Source organism: Priestia abyssalis, from assembly GCF_002019595.1.
Lineage (GTDB): Bacteria > Bacillota > Bacilli > Bacillales > Bacillaceae_H > Bacillus_BA > Bacillus_BA abyssalis.
Map to the genome: position 1 here is coordinate 4,135,017 of NZ_KV917369.1, position 21,606 is coordinate 4,156,622.

Sequence of the window (21,606 nt, forward strand, 5' to 3'; positions counted from 1 at the left end):
CCGAACATTCCAAAATAGTGCGCACTTTTTTGGTTGAAAACTGATTATAAGCAAAAGGAGAGCATTCATCATGGAAATTATAAAGGGAACCGCCTTACTTTTATTGGTCTTAAGCTTGTTTACATTTTTCAGCTATAAAGCACCTAAAGGGATGAAAGCGATGGGGGCACTGGCGAATGCCGCTTGTGCAGCCTTTCTTGTAGAAGCTTTTCAAAAATTTGTAGGCGGAGATTTGATTGGTATCTCCTTTTTAGGTGAAGTTGGTGAAGCAGCCGGAAGCATGGGCGGCGTAGCAGCCGCAGCATTAGTGGCGCTTGCGCTGGGCGTTTCGCCTGTATATGCACTGATGCTTGGTGTATCTTGCGCTGGCTTAGGGTTATTACCGGGCTTTTTTGCAGGTTATATTGTCGCTTTTCTTGTTAAACAAATTGAAAAAAGAGTACCTGCAGGATTAGATTTAATTGTAACCATTTTGTTTGCGGCGCCTCTTGTACGTTTAATTGGTGTCGGCATTAAGCCCGTTGTCGATGCGACATTGTTAAATATCGGGGGAATTATTACTGAAACAACAAACAGCAACCCAATTATTATGGGTATTGTCCTTGGCGGGGTGATAACAGTCGTTGCCACAGCGCCGCTAAGCTCTATGGCTCTTACAGCAATGCTCGGCCTAACAGGGCTTCCGATGGCAATAGGCGCCCTGGCTGTTATGGGTTCATCCTTTATGAACTACGTCTTATTCGACCGCATGAAATTCGGTGATCGCCGTACAACGATTGCTGTTGCGATTGAACCACTTACACAAGCCGATATTATTTCCGCTAACCCTATCCCGATTTATGTCACAAACTTTATCGGGGGAGCAGCGTCCGGTGTCATTATCTCCATGTTCGGCTTAATTAATAATGCACCGGGGACAGCTACACCAATTGCTGGATTGGCTGTTATGTACGGCTTTAACGATCCAGTAAAAGTGACTATATGTGCTCTGTTGTGTGCAGCAGTAAGCGCCATCGCTGGTTTTCTTGGTTCTCTTTTCTTTAAAAACTATAAAATTAAAACAACAGTGGACATCCGAGAGTCTGAAAAACTGGCAGCCTAATCACTCTACACTCGAGTGCTATCGTACTTTTTGGACGAGTAGGATGACCCGAAAGGTACACATACCTTTCGGGTCATCCTACTGAAAGGGCTCGTCATTAAATCATCGGTTTTACTGGATTTTCATGACAGGTCCTTTCAGTAAACAATAGCCTTTGCCGTCTGTTTAATACTTATGGAACAGATGCGAATCCCTATTGAAATATTTTCTTAAGGCAATAGATTATCCCCCGCTTACCGGCGGAATCAATGCTACCGCATCTTCTGTCTTGATGATATCTTCGTCCACTGCATACTCTTCATTGATGGCGACCATTACCTGCTGGCCATCACCCCAGTTGTATTCTGCTTTTAACCTTTCTTTCAGCTCTCCAACTGTTAATTCCGTCTCATGAACAATAATTTTCTCTGTTCCGAATTGTTCTTGAAGATGGGCAAATAATAACACAGTAATCATTTGTTCTCCTCCATTTCCGGTTTCCCTGTTGGATATGGTGTTTCCTCTAGTTGATCACCAATCCACATGTCTCCGTCTTCCCAATGCTCTTTTTTCCAAATCGGTACAATTTGCTTAATGCGCTCAATGGCATATTCATTCGCATCGTACGCATCTTTTCGGTGCGGAGTGGAAACGGCAATGACAACCGCGACATCAGAGATGTCCAATCTTCCGGTCCGATGCGTGATAGCCGTCTTCGCATCCGGCCATTTCTCTTGAATTTCCGCTCCGATTTTGGCGAGCATTTTAACTGCCATCGCTTCGTATGCTTGATACTCTAAATACAACGTTCGCTTTCCTTTTGTAAATTCTCTGACGGTCCCAATAAACGTCGTGACCGCTCCCGCTTCCCTTCTTACCACCTTGTCAATGACTTCCTGCACATCGATTGGCTGGCCGATTACTTCAAATAATGGTTTATCCACAGCTTTTTCCCATCCTTTCTATGAGCCATTCTACATAAGTTTTCTCATCTTTTATATGAAATGTCGGATACACTTCACTTATCTCAGGAGAAAGGGGGACCCAGCTGATTACGCAAATGATATTCTTTAATGTGCGAAGCAGCGAAAGGTCTTCCTCTGAGCGAATAAGGACCACTTTTTCATATTCGGCTTGTTTATAGCCTTCTATTAAAATCACATCCATCGAAAACGCTTCGTATAGGCGGATTATATCATTTAAAGTCCACTCTTCTTTTCTCGCATGAATTTGGAGCATGCCTGCTCCTTCCACACCTGTAATCAGGGCTCCCGCTTCTCTATGACAAAACGTATCCTTTTGTTCATCACCTGCAGCGGGCATTCCGCCATGGCCATGATGTTTAATCGTCGCGACCCGCTGCCCTTCCTGTGTGAACCTCTTGATGAGCTTCGCTGCAAGCGTTGTTTTACCGCTATTTTGATACCCTACGATCTGGAAAATGGAAGGTTTTCTCCCCAAGGCCACTCACATCCCAACTGGTCTTCCAGCAATAATGCTTTTACCTTCATCCCCTTTTCGTATCCTCTGGTCCCGCCGGGCAGTACCATTAGCGCGTTGGCATCAGCCAAAGACGAGACGACATTTGATTTATCAAGTCCTGACGGTACAACCAATACCTTCCCTCCTTCATAGAACAGCTTGCTTCGGACAAATCTTGTAAAGGGGTTCGGCTTTGGAAAATCAGCCCCCAAATCGGCTTCTACCATTTTTAAATGAGGCTTCGATGAAAATAAAAATGAACGGACAATCGGGCGAACGAATAGCTCGAACCCAACATAACAAGCAGATGGATTTCCTGACAATCCAAATAGCAATTTTCCGTTCAACTCAGCAACAGTCGTTACACTTCCCGGCCTCATGGCCACTTTATTGAACAGCACATTTGCCCCCAACCGCTCATAAATTGCCGGCAAATAGTCATAATCCCCTACAGATACGCCCCCTGTTGTAATGAGTATATCTACCTCTTGAAGTGCGATTTCAACAGATGCAAAACTCTCTTCAAAGTCATCTGTGACTTTACCGATATATTTGGAAGCAGCTCCTGACCGGGCAATTTGAGAAAGAATCATATATGCGTTGCTGTTGCGAATTTTACCAGGCTCAAGCGGCTCATGAACTTCAAGCAGTTCCGTTCCGGTCGCCAGCACGCCAATAATTGGCTTTTTGGCTACTGGTACATGAGCGTAGCCAAATGTCGCAAGCAGCGCCATTGTTCCCGGGTTAATCCTTGTCCCTTTTGGAACTAACGTTTCCCCTTCTTTTACATCTTCTCCTTTAAGAGACAAATTTTCACCGCATTTTACGACCCGTTTCAGGGACATGTAGTTTCGGCCATTTTCTTCTCTTTCTTGAGTGATTTCAAGCATGACAACCGCATCGCTTCCGCTTGGAATTTGTGCCCCTGTCATAATGCGCACCGCTTGAAAGGGACCGACTGTTCCGTTGAATACAGTACCCGCCCCTATATGGCCTACAACTTCAAATTCTACCGGATTTTCGAGGTTGGCATGTACGGTATCTTCTGATCGAATGGCAAATCCATCGTACGGAGAGCGGTCAAACGGGGGTACATCGTGATCGGCTGTCAAATCTCCCCCTAAAAAACGCCCATAACTATCCTCGAGCTTAACCCACTCGAGCGTTCCTTCTTTCGCGAAGTTCATCACATGCTCTACTGCTTCAGCTACAGCAATCGGCTTTCTTCTTTCTACCATCTCTCTCACTCCAATGCTTCTTTTTCTATATTTTTCACCATCTATGTATTCAACCTAAGTATCGGTAGTATAGCGTTTTAGCCGCATCAATATCTTTCGTTCCGTGGACGAACACACGCCCATCCCGAAAAATGACCAATCTCGAAGTCTCAAGCGTCAATGACAGAAGGTAGGGGTTTTGTTCTACGATGCCTTCATGCCTCAGCTGTCCGGCTAATTTCTTCAAATCGTACTGCACCGGTTTCGACGGGCGAATCTGTACCGTATCCCGTCCGCACAGCACCTCTGTTTTTGTTTGATTCTCAAACGCAAGAAACGGATATGTCCGGTCGCTTCCGCAAGAAAGGCATGTCTCTTTTTTCACCTTTCCCACCTTTATGGCTGTATATTGGTTTTTCCATAAATCAAAGGATACAAGCGTTTGCCTTAACGCCTCTTCATCTTCCACCAATAGTTTCAGTGCTTCAGATAACTGATACGCCACAACCATTTGAACAGCGGGGCTGATGATGCCAGCTGTGTCACACGTCATTCCGCCAATCGGGACATGCTCCAGCAAACAATGCAGACAAGGCGTTTTCTGTGGAATAATAGTGTAACTCATCCCGAAACTGCCAACACAAGCCCCGTAAATCCATGGAATATCATGCTTTTGGGACAGATCATTGATGACCATTCTTGTATCAAAATTATCCGTCGCATCTAAAATGAGATGAACATCATGTAAAAGCGGTTCCAACTTCGCTGCGGTTCCATCCATGACATGCGCTTCAATTTTCACATTTGAATTCACGTTGACCAAGCGGACTTTCGCTGCAACTGCTTTTGGCATTTTCTTATTGGCATCCTCTTCATCGTAAAGCTGCTGGCGTTGGAGATTGCTCCATTCGACATAATCACGGTCCACGATTGTCAGTTTGCCGACTCCTGCCCGTACAAGCCCTTCCGCACCGGCTGTTCCCAATGCTCCCGCACCGACAATAAGGACATGCTTGTCCGCTATGTTTTTCTGTCCCTCTTTTCCAATTGGTGAAAAGAGTTCCTGTCTGGAATATCGATCGTTCACACTGATGCCCTTCCTTCATTATATAAAATGATATGTAATTGAAGTAGTGTATTCCTTCTTAAAAAGAGACTGACTCAAAAGGCATAAAAAGCATACCTTTTAAGTCATCCTCCTGGAAGACCCTGCCATGAAAACCCAGTAAAGCCAAGGGATTATGTGACAGGGCCTTTCAGTAAAAATCAGTTTTCGTTATTTATCAGAGACTTATCGGACAGCCGCTTAGGTCTAGAAAATTTGACATGGCCGTTCTTTGGTCATGTCAAATTTTCTACATCGATCTATATAGTTAACCGCCAATGTAAGACATTTCAATTCGCTCACGGTTTTTGGCCGTTTCTTCGGTCCGTTCATCGGAATAACGATCTTTTCGATTATTCCATATTTCTGTCACCGTTTTGCTGATCTCTTCATCCGTTGCCTCTGAACGTACAAGCGTTTTTAAATCAAAGCCTTTTGTCGCAAACAAGCATGTGTACAGCTTACCCTCTGCTGAAATGCGTGCCCTTGTACAGCTTGAACAAAATGATTCTGAGACAGACGTAATAAATCCGACTTCTGTATTTGTTCCCTTATAGCGGTAAAGCTTGGCTACTTCACCAAAATAATTGGGGTCTACTGGTTCAAGGGGGTACACTGCATGAATCTTCTCATATATTTCTTTTTTGGAGACGACTTGTTCAAAATTCCAGCCGTTCGTGCTGCCAACATCCATGAATTCAATAAACCTTAAAATAATGCCTTTTTCTTTGAAATAAGAAACCATTGGAATGATTTCTTGATCATTCATTCCTTTTTTCACAACCATATTCACTTTTACGGCAAGACCGGCTTTAAGGGCGGCATCTATCCCGTCCAGTACCGCTTTCGTGCTGACACCCCGGCCGTTAATTTTCTTAAATAACTCATCATCCATCGCATCAAGACTGACATTCACCCGTTGTAACCCCGCTGCTTTTAAAGCTGCTGAGTACTTCACTAAATAAACACCGTTTGTCGTTAAACCAATGTCTTCAATCCCGTCAATAGCCATTAACTTTTTAATTAAAACGGGCAAATCTCTGCGCATTAAGGGTTCTCCCCCTGTTAAGCGAATTTTCTTCACGCCAAGATTGGCAAAAATAGATGCTAACCGTTCAATTTCTTCAAATGTAAGTAGTTGGTCCCTCGACATGAAGGCATAGTCCTGGTCAAAAATCTCCGCCGGCATACAGTATGTACAGCGGAAATTGCAGCGATCTGTCACAGAAATACGCAAATCGCGCAGCGGACGCTGCAGTTGATCGTAAGTTAAACTGTTCATGACTGTCTCTCCCCATTCAGGATTATCTTATACTCCCCTTTTTCATGGGGGTTTATCAGTAATTACGATGAACATCACAAAAGGCCCTTAATTCATTAAGAGCCCCTTTTGTACTTATCCATGATCTATAACGAAATTTTCTTTTCCGCATCAGTGGAATAAATTGTACCATACTCTAATTAGAATTTTCAATCATAGCGCCTCTGAAAACTATGACCAGAGAAAGAACCATTCAATTAGGCTTATGTTAATTGTAAAGGAAACAACCCTTTAGAAAAAGCCATAGAAAAAACATGTCACCTCTCCCCATCATCCAGCAACGATTGAAATGCGGTTTCATCATTAATGTTTTCAAACTCTTCTCCATCAACTTCAAGCTCTTTCTCCGTCACCCAGCGAACACGACAGCGATCCAGCAGCGAGCTTACTCTGTAATCCCCCTCAGCGAGCCGTTCCCCGATGATGGACTCGGTCCGCTTATGGTACATGGCGATTAACGGTTGGTACTTTCCATTAATAATCGGAACAACCGCTTCCACATCTTCTGTTATAAAGTCTTTCATTTTTTTTATGATAAGGGGAGTCATTTTCGGAGTATCACAAGGAAGTACCCCATACCATTCCCCTTCATATGCCTTCATTACTGTATAAATGCCGGCTAAAGGCCCTTTCCCTTGAAATGGGGCTGCATCCTCTTCAATGTGTTCCTCTCCGTTCCGTTCAAATTCCTTCTTCAAATCAGGGTGACTAACAATGACCAGCTCATCGGTATTGGACCTCAGCACTTCCTTTGCCCACTCATAAAAATATTTTTCTTTATACACAACAAACGCCTTTGGTCGGCCGAATCTTCTCGACATGCCTCCAGCAAGTACGATGCCGATAATTTTCATTTCGTTCCCTCTTTTTATTCATATGTACTTATCATACCAGTTTTTAAATGGCAGTTGAATGATAAAGAAAACTCCTATCAAGTGTGATGCAAGTGCTGCAAGAAACGTTCAATTTAAAACTGATTGGCGATGTCGAAGAAAACATGGCTGCCATGCTTTCTTAACACGATCTTTTTCTCGTATTACCACTTCCATTGAACTACCCGCATATTTTGGCTGCTGGGGGGGATATATACAACAGGAGAAGTCTATTTCTTCAAATTCCAACTACAACGAACAAGCCGAAAGGATGAGAAACAAATGGCAGATACAACGATTCACATAAAAGAAGCCACAAAGGACCAAGCCATTCAAACATTGGAATCCATTCTAGTGCGAATGGACGGTATCGAGAGAGCATTTGTGGATATAGAAGACGGCGAAGTAAAGATTGAATATGATGAGAACCAAGTGACGCACGACCAAATCACGAATAAGATTCAACAACATGGACTGCACATTCTATAAAGGAAACTTCTATCGTTGGGGATTTTCCTTCATCCTCCACCGATGGTTAGTTGACTTATCGGGCTTTTACGGGCAGTTATCCCCGACTTAAACTTCCGCGATTACGCCAAATTTTGAAGCAGGGGTCTTACTGCCCGTTAATGAGGGATAAGAAAGTGCAGTCGAAAACGAACAAAGAGCGTTGTTTCGGCAACGCTCTTTGTTCGTTTTCGACTCATTCACCATCCACTGTCATATACATGAATATGAGGTGATGTATATGAATCTTCAATATACAGACATGCTGGCGTTATTAGGAGTTGGCGGTGCTCATCCAGGAGGACTTCATTTGACAAAGGAGGTGTTAGTGAAAGAGGACATCACAAATGTGACTACTATACTGGATATTGGCTGCGGCACAGGGCAAACCGCCGCTTATCTTTTCTGGGAGTATGGCTGTAAGGTGAGCGCATGTGATCTAAATGAAACGATGGTTCAAAAAGCGAATAAGCGTTTTAAGCGAATGAATTTACCGTTAAAAGCTCAAGTCGGCCATGCCGAACAGCTTTCATTTTCCGATGAAACATTCGATATCGTATTGTTCGAATCAGTCGCCGCTTTTACCGATCTTTCCCGCTCCTTGAAAGAATGCTGTCGAGTCCTTAAAAAAGGCGGAGTTGCATTGGCCATTGAAATGATAAAAGAGCCGCATTTATCCGAACAGGATGAACATCTCCTCACTGATTTTTATCGTTTTCAATCCATGCTCACCGAAAAGCAGTGGATGGAACGGTGGGAACAAGCAGGTTTTTCCATTGTGACAAGCGGACATGAACACGTGATGGAACAAGATGATCAACCGGTCGACTTTGGTACGGAATTTGATTTATCGGCCCGCATTCCTTCAACTGTTTACGACCTCCTTGATGCACATGAGCGATTAACGGAAAAATTCCAATCATCATTAGGTTTTCGCGTATTTCGCTGTATTCGCTGAAATATATGACACTCGTCCATACAGCTTGGTCTCTCCTTTCATATTGTGTTAAAGAAAAGGAGGTCCAAATCATGTCTGTTGGAAACTATTATAATCTTTGCTGCCGCTATCAAGGCCGTGTCGTTCGGATAAACGACCGATTCGGGAACGTTCACCACGGGCGAATTGCCCGAGTGACAAGAAATAAAGTATTTATTCAGCCGCTGCGACGCACGGGCTTTGGCTATGGCTTTTATGGATACGGAGGCTTTGGTGCAGCATATGGCGTTGCACTAGGAGCCATTGTAGGTATTGCATTGGCTGCTGCATTTTTCTGGTAAAAAAAGCTCCCTTGATAATTATATATCTTGGGAGCTTTTTATTTTCCAAAAGGCTGTCTCAATCCAATTTTCTATACTACTTCTATTGGTTTATTCCTTTCTCCCTCATTTTCAAAGAAACGGTCCGTTGCTGTCCATCACGGTAAAGCTTCATTTCCACACTTTTTCCCATCGATGTTTTCGTATAAAGATATTTCCTTAGTTCACCTATGTTGTTCACTTTCGTTCCATCTATCGACACGATGACATCTTTTTCTTTCAATCCTGCTTCTGCTCCAGGAGAAAAAGGCTCCACTGCCGTGATAACCACACCTTGATGCACTTCTTGGGGCAAACGCAGCTGATCGTTTAAAACATAGTCCGGAAGCTCATTGATATTTTGAAGTCCTACCCCAATGTACGGACGCTTCACTTCCCCGCCTTCCATTAAATCATTGACAATCGGAACAACGTCATTGCTCGGAATGGCAAACCCGAGCCCTTCTACTCCACTTTGCGAAATTTTCAAGCTATTAATTCCCACGACTTGTCCCGCACTATTAATTAAGGCACCACCGCTGTTTCCCGGATTAATGGCCGCATCTGTTTGAATAACATTCAAATCCCATTCACCTTGTGAAGTAGAGACAGAAATCGTTCGTTCCGTTCCGCTTATGATGCCCTGAGTAACCGTTCGGGAAAATTGCAGTCCAAGTGGATTTCCAATCGCCGCTACTTGTTCACCCGGTCGAAGCTTCGATGAATCTCCAAAATTCGCCACCTTCGTTGCATACTTGCTTTCTATCTCCAAAACGGCCAAATCTGTCAGTGAATCTACCCCTACAATTTTTGCGGGAACCTTTTCTCCGCTTATAAGAGAAATTTCTACCTTATCGGCCCCTTCCACCACATGATTATTTGTGACGATATAAGCACGGCCACCGGACTTTTTAAAAATGACGCCGGATCCTGTCCCGCTTTCTGTTTGCTGCTGATCATTTGAATAAAAATTGGAGGCTTGTTGATAATTGACAACTCCGACGACAGCAGGGGACACTTGTTCAATGGTGTCGATCATGCCGCCTGATGGGGATGATGTTTGCTGAATTTGAACTTCCCCCTTCGATGATTCCTTGCTTGCGGCTGCTGCCGCGTTCTCTGTTTGCGGTTGGGAAGCGATATGGATCACCCCGAGCGAAGAACCGGCATAGAGGGTAAGGATACTTCCAAAAACTGCCCCGCTCAAAGAAGAAAGCCATACTTTCGATTTTCGTTTCGTTCTCGTTTGTTCATTTTCTTTTACATCTATTTTTTCATTCATCTCCATGTTCATAACCACCTTTTTTGTCTCGTTTATTGATGGTTTTACTGTAAATCATAAGTTTGGGATAAAAATGAGAAGATTATGGGAAATTGTCAAAGAGGATGCATCAAAAGGTATGAATCATACCTTTTGATGCATCCTCTTGAAAAGACCCGTTAGGAGAATCCAGTAAAATCAAGGATTTGATGACGGGTCCTTTCAAAAAAATAATTTTTGCAGACTATTTAGGAATTATGTAACAGCCACGAGACAGAAGAGCTGAAAGAGAAGAGAAATCAATCATAAAAGTTAAAAATTCTGTATGTATTCATATATAATGATGGTTGAGAAGTTTTAACTGAACATCTTCGTCCTCGAGGGTTCAATTATATATAGGAGTGAGGATTATGTCATTTACGATTTACCTTGTGGAAGATGAGGAGAACTTGAATCATGTGTTAGCTTCCTATTTGAAAAAGGAAGGATGGACGGTGAAATTCTTTTCCACCGGGGAAGACGCACAGAAATTCATTTCACCGCCGCCCCATCTATGGATATTGGATATTATGCTGCCAGACATTGATGGTTATCAGTTAATTCGAGAAATAAAAGCGGCGTCACCTAATGTTCCCGTCATCTTCATTTCAGCAAGAGATGCAGATATTGACCGCATTCTTGGCCTTGAAATGGGAAGCGATGATTATTTAGCCAAGCCTTTTCTTCCCCGCGAACTTGTCATTCGTGTTCAAAAGCTGCTTGGCCGCATTTATGGAAGTCAGGCTCAACAATCGAATCTTTTGCCGTTAGCCCCGTATACAATTGATCTTAATGTCCGCCTTGTTTATAAGAATGGGAAAAGCCTCGATTTGACTTCAAAGGAATTCGACTTATTAGTCACATTAGCCCAAAATCAAGGCCAGGCTTTTTCAAGAGAACAACTTTTAAATCATATATGGGGAGAAGATTACTATGGTACAGACCGGGTTGTGGACGATCTTGTAAGGAGACTGCGTAAAAAACTGCCGGATTTACGTGTTGAAACGATTTACGGCTATGGATACAGGATGACAAAATTATGAAAAACAAACCATTAGCCCTGCAAATATGGTTGGTGATTTCAGGTATCTTACTGGTTATTTCCTTATTATTGGTCGTATTATTTCCAACCACGCTCCGAAACTTTTTTACGGATGATATTTACACCAAAATCGAAAATGAGCAGCTCACTTTAATGGAATACGCTCTTTCGGGACGAGCAGAGGAAAGATTTTTCGGTCTTAATGAGTCATCATCCTTTGATAGTCGGACAGTTGATCATCTTCTTCTCCCTGTATATTCGAGCTATTCGCTTATTTCCGGCTCTCTTCCAGCCGAATTTTTGAGAGAAACCCAAATTCTCGCAGCCAATCAAAAGAAAGTGGTAGAAAGATACTCGGAAGATTTAGGGGAAAGCACATTCTTTTATGTCATTCGAAAAGCTTCTGTAAACGGACAGCCTGCTTTTTTGCTTTCTTACACATCGGATTCTTATCGCAATGATTTAGTGTATACGCTCTTTAAACAGCTTTTGCTTATTATGACGATTGTATTTTTATTCAGCTGGATTCCTTCCATCTGGCTTGCCAAATACTTGACGCGCCCACTTGTCACGCTTGAACAGCATGTTCGAAAAATCGCACAGCAAGATTGGCATGAGTCTGTATCGGTTAATCGAAACGATGAAATTGGAAAGCTAGGACTTACCATTGAACAAATGCGGGAAAAACTAGTACGCAAAGACGAAGCACAGCAAGCGCTTCTGCAAAATATCTCCCATGATTTAAAAACACCTGTCATGGTGATCCGCAGCTACGCTCAATCAATCAACGACGGCATCTATCCTAAAGGGGACTTACTGGGGACTGTAAAAGTAATTGAAGCCGAAGCGGAGCGACTCGAAAAAAAAATCAAGAATCTCCTATACATGACAAAGCTCGATTACTTATCAACTCGAAAGCCGGTCAGAAATAAGATTGATTTAATGACGCTCGTTTGCAAAGCAGCAGACCGCTTCCGAGGTACACGCCTTGAACTTGAATGGGATATACACACGATGTTCTCTCCGGCCATCATTGAAGGAGATGAAGATCAGTGGGATATCGTCATTGACAATCTGCTTGAAAACCAATTGCGTTATGCCGCCTCACGCATTGGGATTTTCATTGACAGGACTACCTTTCAACAACGACCATTCATCCTGTTGAAGGTGTGGAACGACGGACCGCATATTGAACGAGCCGTACTGGACAGGCTATTCGAGCCATTTTCCAAAGGCAGCAAAGGAGAATTCGGCATCGGCCTTAGCATCGTCAAACGGATTGTCTCTTTCCACGAAGCCGACATTTGGGTAACAAATGAAAAAGACGGCCCTGCTTTTTACATTCGAATACCGGCAGATGAAAAAGCGTAAAGTAACTCATCTAGAAATCTCTAATAGACCACAAAAACTGATTTTACTGAAAGGCCCCGTCACATAATCCCTTGGTTTTATCGGATTTTCATGACGGGTTTTTTCAGTTAGAAATTATTGTTTTGCTGGCCCAATTCTTTCGCTGATATCATTTGGTTGGCTTCCTCTAACATATGGTGTTCCTCCACTGAACCTCCCGGAGAATAGCTCTGGGCTGCATATGGATTTTCGCTTTTTGCTTGAAAGTTCATTGAAAAATCGGGATTGAGCGGCGTATCCATTGATAGTTCTCTTCCACTTTCTGCATTAGATAACTCTTCCTTCATCACGTCCACCTCCGTAATCATTAGTGTATCCAAATTAACTCATTTTATTTTCATTATTATACAACTGGGTATTTAAGGGAAAAATACATTACACCATAAAAATCAACATGTGATATCATTGAATTGTGAAAAAATTCCCTAGATTGGAGGAGGAAGCCAATAGAGCGAATTATCCTATTTGACGGTGTTTGCAATTTTTGCGACGGAGCCGTTCAATTTATTATAAAGCGAGATCCGAAAGCGCATTTTTCATTCGCCTCCTTGCAATCGAAACCCGGGCAAAATTTACTTATAAAATGGGAACTTCCAACCGATACATTCAATAGCATGGTCTATGTAAAAGAAAATCGCGTCTACATGAAGTCAACTGCTGCCCTAAAAATTGCCCGCGAATTAAAGGGGTTCTGGCCATTGTTATATGTACTTATCCTCATCCCTAAGCCGATACGCGATATAGCATATGACCTGATTGCGAAAAATCGCTATAAATGGTTCGGCCAAAAAGACGAGTGCATGGTTCCAAGTCCTGACGTTCGAAAAAGATTTTTGTCATAGTGGGATGGAACATAGAAAAAGACAGCTTTACAATGAGAGGGGATAAAAAAGTGAACAAAAATATAAGAAGATGGGGTCAAATGTTACTGGTATTCATTCTTGTACTCGGAGGATTGTCCCCGGCTTCAGCCAGTACAAAAGAAGGCATTCATTATGTGGCACTGGGTGATTCACTGACGGCCGGACAGACACCATACCGGCAATGGGATAAAGGTTACGCTGATTTTGTCGCTGATTACCTGGATAAAAAAGGCCATCTCGGCGCGTTTACGAAAGAATTTGCTGTTTCCGGCTATACGTCCAGTGATTTACTGCATGATATCGAAACGAACAAAAAGGGAAAATCGTCAACCATTCAAGAAGCCATCACAAATGCTGATATGATTACCATCCATGTCGGAGCAAATGATTTTTTACGGGAAGCGAACTTTGATTATGAAAACGAAAAAGTGACCATTGATCCAGGCAAGGTTCCTGCGCTTATCAAACAAGTGACAGAAAATGTGAGCACCATCTTGCAGCATATTTTGGTGATGAATCCATATGCGAAGGTGTATGTGCTCGGGTATTACTATCCGTTTCCCCACTTGGAGAACCCCGAGCAGGAACGCACCCTTCGCATGATAAACTCTCTTATTAACAATGCACTCATGCTAACGTCAGGGAAAAATGGGACAGATTATATTTCATTTGAAAACTTATTTGATACATATCCTGCTGCTTACTTGCCGAACGTCAAAGATATTCACCCTTCCCTGGATGGATACGGGTTCATGGCATCTGAATTTTTGAGGCAATCTAACATTTCGGCCTTCTTTAAAGATGTACCGAATGAATTTTGGGCCGCCAAAGAAATTCATTATCTTGCTTATAAGGACATCCTGAAAAGCAGCGATTCGGGCATATATGCTCCGAACGATGCGATTACAAGAGCTGATGCTGCCAGCATGCTTGTCGGTTCCATTATTTTGGATAAATCCATGCCGTTGGACCCTGGATTTAAGGACGTTCCCAACACGCATGAAGCCTATTATGCAATCGCCAAATTGACGCAAATGGGCATTTTCCAAAAAGGAGAAAGGTTCCATCCCGAAAAAGAACTGACGCGTGCGCAAATGGCCAAAATCTTTACGCTTGCCTTTCAATTGCAAGCCTCCTCACCGAAAGAATTCAAGGACATCCCAACTTCTTTCTGGGCTAAAAAATACGTGGATGCCATTGCCTCTAACCATGTAGCCATCGGCTATACTGATGGGACGTTTAAACCGAACAGCTCTACGACGCGTGCCCAATTTGCCGCCTTTTTATACCGGAGTTTACATGTGCAGCAATAAAAAAGAAAGGACCCGTCATAAGAATCCAGTAAAATGAAGGATTCCATGACGGGTCTTTTCAACAAAAAACATTTTGATTATGTATTTAAGGTTTATTAACTCTACTTTTCTTCATTGTCCAGCTGCGGCTCCTAGCTCCGCACGGGAAAAGATGATTGCTCTCATAAGGCAAAAAACGCCTTATGAATCAATCCCTATTTCCCTCACGAGCTGAACAGTCGCCTCCACTTTTCTTCATGTCCAGCTGCGGCTCCTAGCTCCGCACGGGAAAAGATGATTGCTCTCATAAGGCAAAAAACGCCTTATGAATCAATCCCTATTTCCCTCACGAGCTGAACAGTCGCCTCCACTTTTCTTTATTGTCCAGCTGCGCAAGCTACAATCCTACGGTCATTTCACTCCTTCCTACAGAAGCAAAAAGCGCTTCTTTGTCAGGAGTTCCAATACCCTATGGATGCGAACGAGCTTGCTCCGCTTTTCCTAAAGCACAATCATAAAAATGACAGGCAATGTCGCCAAGCTCAGCGATGTGCTGATAAGGGTGGCACTTGAAACAAAATCTGGCTCTGTATTGAACTGCAAAGCATACATTGTCGTATTTGCCGCTGTCGGCATAGCCGCCATAATAATCATGATTTGCTTCATCATATCGTCTACTGGCAAAAATAATGTCAACACGTACGCAATCATGGGAGAAACCGCAAGCCTTAAAAGCAGCGACAACGATATTTTGTCTTTCGCCAAATTGCCGATCGAGATTTTGGCAAGCTGCATTCCGAGCACAATCATAATGGTTGGAATGGCCGCGTCCGCTACTAAATCAACAGCCTGCTGGACAGAACTGCCAAGGGGCAGATGGAACAATTGGAACACAACCCCGAGAAGAGCACCATACACCATTGGCATACGCTGGACGGCACGAATGGCGGATCGTACTCCATTCCCCTCCGGACTGCCTTTTGCTGCATAATACACTCCTACTGTACACATCACAAGCGATTGAATGACCATCAATACAATCGCATAATCCAATCCTGCCGCTCCAAACAACAAAAGTACGACCGGCGTTCCATAGTTGCCGTTGTTCATAAAAGCGGAAGCTAGAATCATGCCGCATGTTTCAACGGTCGAATACTTCCGGACAAATGCAATCACATACACAATTATAATAATGACAAAACAAAGCGCAAACGTGTACATGGTCATATACAAATAATTCAAATCAAATTGCGTCGTATAAAACGTTCGGAACACAAGTACCGGTGACATTAAATAAAGTGCCATCGTTGAAATGGTTTTCGTTTCAAATCCAATCTTCTTTTGTCCGATAAATCCGAGGGCGAAAATCCCGAAAATCGGCAAAAGCACCTGGAAAAATTCCATCCTCTTCACCTTCGTTACATTTAATTTCTCTCTTACTACTATAACAGAAATATGTAACTATTTATCTTTCAATTTCAAAAAATTTCTTTATAGAGAATGGTTTAACTTTTGTATGCCGGGGTATATTTATTATGTACGTTTCCCCAATAGCCCAAAGAAAAAAGGACGCTCTTTTATGTATTAAGAGCATCCTTTTTTCAATCTTTATAGTAAAGCAGCAATCTGGAATATATGCAAGTACTTCTATATACACTATATATTCGTTTTTCTTCTCAAAGACGTTAAAGGTTGCCCTCAATGGCTTCTTATTTTCCAAGAGCCTTTTTATTGGTTGCTTCAACCGCTTTTTGCACAATGCTGCCAAACTGATTTTCGGCAAATACCTTTAAGCCTTCCGCCGTCGCACCGCCTGGAGTCGTCACTTGCTCCCGCAATGCTGCCGGCTGCTTTTCTTTTTTCAGCATCAAGGCAGATCCGTACAGCATTTGAACGACTAGATCAGAAGCGACTTTTTCTTCCACTCCATACCCTTTGGCCGCCTCAATTAAATGTTCAGTAAATTGATAAAAGAAGGCCGGCGCGCTTCCTGTAATGGCCGTTAGATGATGGATTTCTTCTTCCGTACATTCTTGTGATTCTCCCATGCCCTTTAAAAGCATATGCAATACTTTTTTATGTTCATCCGTTGCCGATGTTCCCATTGCATAAAGGGAAATAGATTGTCCAATCGTCGCTGCAGTGTTTGGCATAATCCAGGCCACCGGGGTATGCAGCGGCAACGACTCTTCAAGAAAAGACGGACCCATGCCAGCCGCGATTGTGACCACAAACTGCCCGGTCAAAAAACCTGAAAGCTCCGCAAGCAGCTCTTGATGGGCCACAGGCGGTGCAGCCAATACGATCACATCCGAATTTGCTACTTCAAAGCGCCAGTTATGTGTCGTCGTGACACCAAGCTTTTGCTTTAAGCGTTTCAACCTTTGGTCATCACGCTGATTCGACATAATGATTTCTTCAATTTTGGAACTCCCCGTTTTCATCAGACCTGCAGCAATGGCTTCTGCCATTCGTCCTGCTCCGATGAATAACACTCGTTGCTTTTTCATACTATCTGTTCATTCCTCTCATTACTTAAAGCGATATGTCCAAAACTCTTCCTTTTCTAAAAGCCTTGTTACAAACGGACTGTTCAATAAATCTTCTGTTTTGATGCTGCCGATCATCCCCTCGATTTGAGAGCGATGCGCTTGCAAGGCAGCAATTTTCGTGTCTTTTACTTCATCGATAGAAATCACGACATCGGGTTCTCCCAACACTTCACGGCAGCCATTGGAAAACGCGTGCGCCAGCACGACAGGGCGTTCGCTTTCCTTCATCTTCGAAACAGCACGAACAACGGCCGCGCCTGTCGCGTTATGATCAGGATGAACAGCATAACCGGGGTAATGCGTAATAATGTATGTAGGTTTCACATCATCTATGATCGCTTTAATTTTGCCTGCGAACTCTTCTTCGTCTAGAAATTCCAGCGTTTTATCCCGCAATCCGAGCATGCGCAAATCTTGGATGTCAAGTACACGAGCAACTTCCTCCAACTCATTCTTACGAATTTGCGGCAATGTTTCACGATTGGCAAACAAAGGGCGGCCCATATTGCGGCCCATTTCTCCCAATGTCCCGCACACGTATGTAACGGGTGTTCCGATTTTCCGAGCCAATGCGACCGTACCAGCCACACCGAATGCTTCATCATCCGGATGAGGGAATACAACAAGTATATGACCTTTCATTTCCATATCATCATTCTCCTTTCTTATACAAACGGCTTTTCACTTATTTGCAAAGCAACGGCCAATTGGCCATCCCGATTATGTCCTGCAAGCAAAAGGCGCCCTTTATCGTCCAGTTCCCAATCGGTCAATCCTTCGGCATATACCCATCCAAGTTCCAGTTCCAATCCAACGCGAAACGGACCTTCACCCGTAATTTTTCCTTGCTTGACGTTTACGGCCGCATTGCGAATGAACGCACCTACATTGATAATCTGGTCGTTAAAATGTGCCGCATATGCACCGTTTGTTGTTTCTAGATGGACATATACCGTTTGTTGAAAAAAGCTCTCCAATCTTTTTTGAACAGCATCTTTATTAATTGGCTGCATGCCATTACCCTCCTTTTGAAGAAAAGAAAATTACATAATCTTAATGTTTAATTCTAACTGTTTGCACTGCTGTTGCCAAATATCTTGTTCGTAAGAAAACTGAATCTTTTCGATTGGAAGCTCTTGTATTTCGGGCATCCCTGTCTCTATCGTTACAAGTACCTTGCTAAGCTTGGCCATTTCTTCTCCGGCTTGCAGTTTTTTCTTATAACGTTTGAAAACAGGATCCAACCCTTCTAACTGGTTATAAAGCTCTTCAACAGAACCGTATTGCTGAATGAGAGGAATGGCTGCTTTATCTCCCACTCCGGCAACACCCGGCACATTGTCCGACTTATCACCTAATAGCGCTTTTACATCAATCCACTGGGACGGCTCGATTCCAAATTCATCACGGAAATTCTTCAATGAATAAATCGTATCTCCCTGACTTTTCACCGCAACAATTTGTGACACGTATTCATCCAACAATTGAAACAAATCACGGTCATTGCTGTAAATAAAGCAAGGCTTTTCTTTTTCCTTACTCCATTTTTTAGCCAATGCCCCAATGATGTCGTCCGCTTCATGGCCTTCCAATGACATTTGCGCAACTCCCAGTTCATCAAGCACAGTTGTCAGCGTTTCATACTGTTGGATAAGTGGAGCCGGTAATTCGGCTCTTGTTTCTTTATAACCCTCAAACAGACTTTTTCGATTCGTTTCATTTCGCTTTACGTCCCATGCAACAACAAGATGGGTCGGCTGATATAGACCCACGAACGAAACCATTTTCGTCATCATGACGCGCAGTCCATTTATGTATAATCCCGTGCTGTTTTTAGCAAGACTTTCTTCATCCCGCCCGTAAGCTGTTGCAAAATAGCAGCGGCTCAGTAAATTAAAACCGTCAATCAATAATAATGTCTCACTCATACTTTACCCCTATCCTCTTTTGAATAATGAAAAAGCAGTCCATCGTCTGGACTGCTCGAATTATGTTCTATTCGTCTGATTATAATTTTACAACGTTAGCTGCTTGAGGTCCACGGTTACCTTCAACGATGTCGAAAGAAACGTCTTGACCTTCTTCTAAAGTTTTGAAGCCTTCACCTTGGATAGCTGTGAAGTGTACGAATACATCGTCTCCGCCTTCAACAGAAATGAAACCGAAACCTTTTTCACCATTAAACCATTTTACTTTACCTTGCATAGTAGATAAACCTCCTAAAAACATGAAAAAATATAACATGTTACTACTTACATAAATTCAATCTAACCAGTACGTCCAAGGTGAGAATTGCTTCATCACTTCATGAAAACGACTACGTAACATTCAAATTTATATACGAAGCAAACACTTAATATAACTATATCACCCTGCTTTCACCCAGTCAAATGATTATTTCAGGCATCAAGATGGATGATTGTAAGCGTTATCAAGGCTTCCCTTTGCTTATCATTGTTTTAATAAAATCTTGAAGGAATCGTTCATAATCAAACTCCACTGCGATTTTTGCCAACCGTCTTGGATCTTGCGGAGAAAGTGAAGGACGAAAATCGGCGACACTCACTCCTTTTGCTTCTCCACCAATATTAATATCTACTTTGCGCTGTAAATATTGAACCATTCCCTCGTTGGCAAGCGCACTTAATACGAACACATCATGAAACGGACTTCCGTTAATGCCAGGCACCAGCTTTGCGTAGGCATTTGAATAATAGTCAAAAATACTTTTCAATACATTCCTGAAGGGATTTTGGCTCTCCTTTGTAATCCAGTTCATTACCTCGCGCGTTACAATCGCCTTGTTCGTCACATTTAAAGGAAAGAGGCTGACATTGCGGGCTTGTTCTATCACGAGACTGGAAGCAATTGGGTCACCATGAAAGTTCGCTTCAGCCAACTCCGTCACATTTCCCGGGACGAGAAACGCGCCTCCCATAATGTAATATTCTTGCACCTTGTTCATCGCTTCTTTGCCGGCAAGTAAAAAAGCAATCGCCAGGCTGGTGGACCGTCCTACATCTACGATAATCAAATCATCCCCATACTGCTCTATCACTTCAAACACTTTATCAAAATTCAAATATTCACCTTTTATATTCGGTGGCGGACTGATGGGTCCCAGCCCTTTCGGCCCGTGAATTTCAGGATAATACTCCACAAACTCACCCGAAAAAGGCCCTTTCGCCCCCCCTATTAAAGGGATATCTTCCCGGTTTGCTAACTTCAATAAATAAGCCGTATTTTTCTCTGCAGTTTCTTGATCGACATTTCCGTATCCCGCCACCACTCCGACAAGATTGATGTTTGGATGGGATAAAGCATACATTAGTGCGGCTGCATCATCAATTCCCGGATCGCCAAAAAATAAGACATTAATCACTGTCCTTCCCCTCCCCTGGATGCCCCTTCATGCTATCTCCATATATATGCTCGCCTCTCCCTTTCAATCTCTAAGCGTTTTCTCATTTTTAAATAGCCCCAAAAGGCATTGTATGCATTTAGCGAAACGTATATAATCTTCATGCAGAGCGCTTTTCTTTTTCGCTCTGCATGCCGTCCTTCGATATCGTCTTCATATTCCGATTATAGGACAGCTCATTCATACATATAAAATACTAAAGACAGTCACTCTCTGGGAATGAAAATGTAAAATTGTTGTTAAGTTTGTGAGGAAAACCTTTTGGAACAAAATATTTTTCATATAAAATAAGGTAAACTAACTGCAAATACATGCCATTAACGAATAAAAAATAACCGATACGTTTCTAATTTTCCAGCAAAATGGATTTTTAACGAAAGGCACCCTCCAAAACATCCCCTAGTATTAATGGTGATGGCGACAGAGTCTTTCGTAATGATGACTTAAACGGACTTGTTTTTGTCCATTTAAGTCATCATCACTCAATAAAAACGTGTACCAACGACTTAAAAATGAAGGTGTAAATGTGAAAAAACGATTTATCATTTCAACCATGAAAACAGCAGCATTATTATTGCTCGGCCTGCTTGTCTTCTTCCAATTAAACGTAAGTACTCTCCCATTTCCTATCATAATTGGAGCCAACTTGTTCATCTTCGGACTCTTTGTCTTAAGCGATTTGCTTTTCGAACAAAAACCATGGCTTTTAAAAGGGTTGCAGCTTTATATTTCCATCATGTTGTTTATTATTGCCATTCTGGAAATGCACCATGTTATCAGCTCCATCTGTGTGTTATCGATCGCTCTCCTTCCCCGCCTCATTAATGAACTTATTTAATCAAGAA

25 protein-coding genes are annotated in these 21,606 nt (G+C 42.7%); 9 read left to right on the forward strand and 16 right to left on the reverse strand.

What is annotated here, in order from left to right; all coding sequences use genetic code 11:
- Nucleotides 1-70: 70 nt before the first annotated feature.
- Nucleotides 71-1,102, forward strand: coding sequence for a PTS sugar transporter subunit IIC (locus tag BK575_RS19625; RefSeq protein WP_078412957.1), 1,032 nt, complete (start codon nucleotides 71-73; stop codon nucleotides 1,100-1,102).
- A gap of 222 nt (nucleotides 1,103-1,324) precedes the next feature.
- Here the strand turns inward: BK575_RS19625 and moaD are convergent, their stop codons facing one another.
- The 7 genes from moaD to BK575_RS19660 form a co-directional block, all read right to left on the reverse strand.
- Complete coding sequence (moaD, locus tag BK575_RS19630; RefSeq protein WP_078412959.1) at nucleotides 1,325-1,558, reverse strand: molybdopterin converting factor subunit 1; 234 nt, start codon at nucleotides 1,556-1,558, stop codon at nucleotides 1,325-1,327.
- A complete protein-coding gene (locus BK575_RS19635) occupies nucleotides 1,555-2,025 on the reverse strand; it encodes a molybdenum cofactor biosynthesis protein MoaE (RefSeq protein ID WP_078412961.1) in 471 nt (156 codons plus the stop codon). Before BK575_RS19635 ends, moaD begins: the two co-directional genes overlap by 4 nt.
- Complete coding sequence (gene mobB / locus BK575_RS19640; protein ID WP_078412963.1) at nucleotides 2,018-2,548, reverse strand: molybdopterin-guanine dinucleotide biosynthesis protein B; 531 nt, start codon at nucleotides 2,546-2,548, stop codon at nucleotides 2,018-2,020. Before mobB ends, BK575_RS19635 begins: the two co-directional genes overlap by 8 nt.
- Entirely contained in the window at nucleotides 2,509-3,801 is a 1,293-nt protein-coding gene (locus BK575_RS19645) for a molybdopterin molybdotransferase MoeA (protein WP_078412965.1), read from the reverse strand. The genes mobB and BK575_RS19645 overlap by 40 nt, the downstream gene beginning before the upstream one ends.
- A 49-nt stretch (nucleotides 3,802-3,850) precedes the next feature.
- Nucleotides 3,851-4,867 (reverse strand): thiazole biosynthesis adenylyltransferase ThiF, encoded by a 1,017-nt coding sequence (locus BK575_RS19650; protein WP_078412967.1) that lies wholly within the window; start codon nucleotides 4,865-4,867, stop codon nucleotides 3,851-3,853.
- Nucleotides 4,868-5,153: 286 nt separating this feature from the next.
- The gene (gene moaA / locus BK575_RS19655; protein ID WP_078412974.1) at nucleotides 5,154-6,167 is read right to left on the reverse strand and encodes a GTP 3',8-cyclase MoaA; all 1,014 of its coding nucleotides are present in this window, start codon (nucleotides 6,165-6,167) and stop codon (nucleotides 5,154-5,156) included.
- Between the two features lie 296 nt (nucleotides 6,168-6,463).
- Nucleotides 6,464-7,060, reverse strand: coding sequence for a molybdenum cofactor guanylyltransferase (locus BK575_RS19660; protein WP_078412976.1), 597 nt, complete (start codon nucleotides 7,058-7,060; stop codon nucleotides 6,464-6,466).
- Nucleotides 7,061-7,360: 300 nt separating this feature from the next.
- Here BK575_RS19660 and BK575_RS19665 point away from each other — a divergent pair, with 300 nt between their 5' ends.
- From BK575_RS19665 to BK575_RS19675, 3 genes are all read left to right on the forward strand, one after another.
- The gene (locus BK575_RS19665) at nucleotides 7,361-7,567 is read left to right on the forward strand and encodes a heavy-metal-associated domain-containing protein (protein ID WP_078412978.1); all 207 of its coding nucleotides are present in this window, start codon (nucleotides 7,361-7,363) and stop codon (nucleotides 7,565-7,567) included.
- Between the two features lie 259 nt (nucleotides 7,568-7,826).
- Nucleotides 7,827-8,543: a class I SAM-dependent methyltransferase gene (locus tag BK575_RS19670; RefSeq protein WP_169907909.1), complete on the forward strand. Its 717-nt coding sequence runs from the start codon at nucleotides 7,827-7,829 to the stop codon at nucleotides 8,541-8,543.
- 71 nt (nucleotides 8,544-8,614) lie between these two features.
- Nucleotides 8,615-8,863: a hypothetical protein gene (locus BK575_RS19675; protein WP_078412982.1), complete on the forward strand. Its 249-nt coding sequence runs from the start codon at nucleotides 8,615-8,617 to the stop codon at nucleotides 8,861-8,863.
- Nucleotides 8,864-8,945: 82 nt separating this feature from the next.
- Here the strand turns inward: BK575_RS19675 and BK575_RS19680 are convergent, their stop codons facing one another.
- Nucleotides 8,946-10,169 (reverse strand): S1C family serine protease, encoded by a 1,224-nt coding sequence (locus BK575_RS19680; RefSeq protein ID WP_139368079.1) that lies wholly within the window; start codon nucleotides 10,167-10,169, stop codon nucleotides 8,946-8,948.
- A gap of 383 nt (nucleotides 10,170-10,552) precedes the next feature.
- Between BK575_RS19680 and BK575_RS19685 the strand changes: the two genes are divergently transcribed.
- Both BK575_RS19685 and BK575_RS19690 read left to right on the forward strand, forming a co-directional pair.
- Entirely contained in the window at nucleotides 10,553-11,224 is a 672-nt protein-coding gene (locus BK575_RS19685; RefSeq protein WP_078412984.1) for a response regulator transcription factor, read from the forward strand.
- Nucleotides 11,221-12,594 (forward strand): sensor histidine kinase, encoded by a 1,374-nt coding sequence (locus BK575_RS19690; RefSeq protein ID WP_078412986.1) that lies wholly within the window; start codon nucleotides 11,221-11,223, stop codon nucleotides 12,592-12,594. Before BK575_RS19685 ends, BK575_RS19690 begins: the two co-directional genes overlap by 4 nt.
- Nucleotides 12,595-12,701: 107 nt before the next feature.
- On the opposite strand, the gene BK575_RS19695 is transcribed toward BK575_RS19690, so the two are convergent.
- On the reverse strand, nucleotides 12,702-12,920 hold the full coding sequence (locus tag BK575_RS19695; RefSeq protein WP_078412988.1) for a hypothetical protein: 219 nt from the start codon (nucleotides 12,918-12,920) through the stop codon (nucleotides 12,702-12,704).
- 159 nt (nucleotides 12,921-13,079) lie between these two features.
- On the opposite strand from BK575_RS19695, the gene BK575_RS19700 reads away from it, so the two are divergent.
- Together BK575_RS19700 and BK575_RS19705 are read left to right on the forward strand one after the other, a co-directional pair.
- Complete coding sequence (locus BK575_RS19700; protein WP_078412990.1) at nucleotides 13,080-13,475, forward strand: thiol-disulfide oxidoreductase DCC family protein; 396 nt, start codon at nucleotides 13,080-13,082, stop codon at nucleotides 13,473-13,475.
- Between the two features lie 50 nt (nucleotides 13,476-13,525).
- Entirely contained in the window at nucleotides 13,526-14,809 is a 1,284-nt protein-coding gene (locus tag BK575_RS19705; protein WP_169907912.1) for an S-layer homology domain-containing protein, read from the forward strand.
- 480 nt (nucleotides 14,810-15,289) lie between these two features.
- On the opposite strand, the gene BK575_RS19710 is transcribed toward BK575_RS19705, so the two are convergent.
- From BK575_RS19710 to BK575_RS19745, 7 genes are all read right to left on the reverse strand, one after another.
- The gene (locus tag BK575_RS19710; RefSeq protein ID WP_078412994.1) at nucleotides 15,290-16,192 is read right to left on the reverse strand and encodes an AEC family transporter; all 903 of its coding nucleotides are present in this window, start codon (nucleotides 16,190-16,192) and stop codon (nucleotides 15,290-15,292) included.
- A 305-nt stretch (nucleotides 16,193-16,497) separates the two neighbouring features.
- On the reverse strand, nucleotides 16,498-17,298 hold the full coding sequence (proC, locus tag BK575_RS19720) for a pyrroline-5-carboxylate reductase (RefSeq protein ID WP_078412998.1): 801 nt from the start codon (nucleotides 17,296-17,298) through the stop codon (nucleotides 16,498-16,500).
- Nucleotides 17,299-17,319: 21 nt separating this feature from the next.
- Entirely contained in the window at nucleotides 17,320-17,982 is a 663-nt protein-coding gene (gene bshB2, locus BK575_RS19725; RefSeq protein WP_078414881.1) for a bacillithiol biosynthesis deacetylase BshB2, read from the reverse strand.
- A gap of 23 nt (nucleotides 17,983-18,005) precedes the next feature.
- Nucleotides 18,006-18,353: a YojF family protein gene (locus tag BK575_RS19730; protein ID WP_078413000.1), complete on the reverse strand. Its 348-nt coding sequence runs from the start codon at nucleotides 18,351-18,353 to the stop codon at nucleotides 18,006-18,008.
- A gap of 30 nt (nucleotides 18,354-18,383) precedes the next feature.
- Complete coding sequence (locus tag BK575_RS19735; RefSeq protein WP_078413002.1) at nucleotides 18,384-19,268, reverse strand: 5'-3' exonuclease; 885 nt, start codon at nucleotides 19,266-19,268, stop codon at nucleotides 18,384-18,386.
- A gap of 79 nt (nucleotides 19,269-19,347) precedes the next feature.
- A complete protein-coding gene (cspD, locus tag BK575_RS19740) occupies nucleotides 19,348-19,545 on the reverse strand; it encodes a cold-shock protein CspD (protein WP_028394394.1) in 198 nt (65 codons plus the stop codon).
- A gap of 226 nt (nucleotides 19,546-19,771) precedes the next feature.
- Nucleotides 19,772-20,722, reverse strand: coding sequence for a nucleoside hydrolase (locus BK575_RS19745; protein WP_078413004.1), 951 nt, complete (start codon nucleotides 20,720-20,722; stop codon nucleotides 19,772-19,774).
- A gap of 565 nt (nucleotides 20,723-21,287) precedes the next feature.
- On the opposite strand from BK575_RS19745, the gene BK575_RS19750 reads away from it, so the two are divergent.
- Nucleotides 21,288-21,599 carry a hypothetical protein gene (locus BK575_RS19750; protein ID WP_235867422.1) on the forward strand — a complete coding sequence of 104 codons (312 nt, stop codon included), beginning with the start codon at nucleotides 21,288-21,290 and terminating at the stop codon, nucleotides 21,597-21,599.
- Nucleotides 21,600-21,606 lie beyond the last annotated feature (7 nt).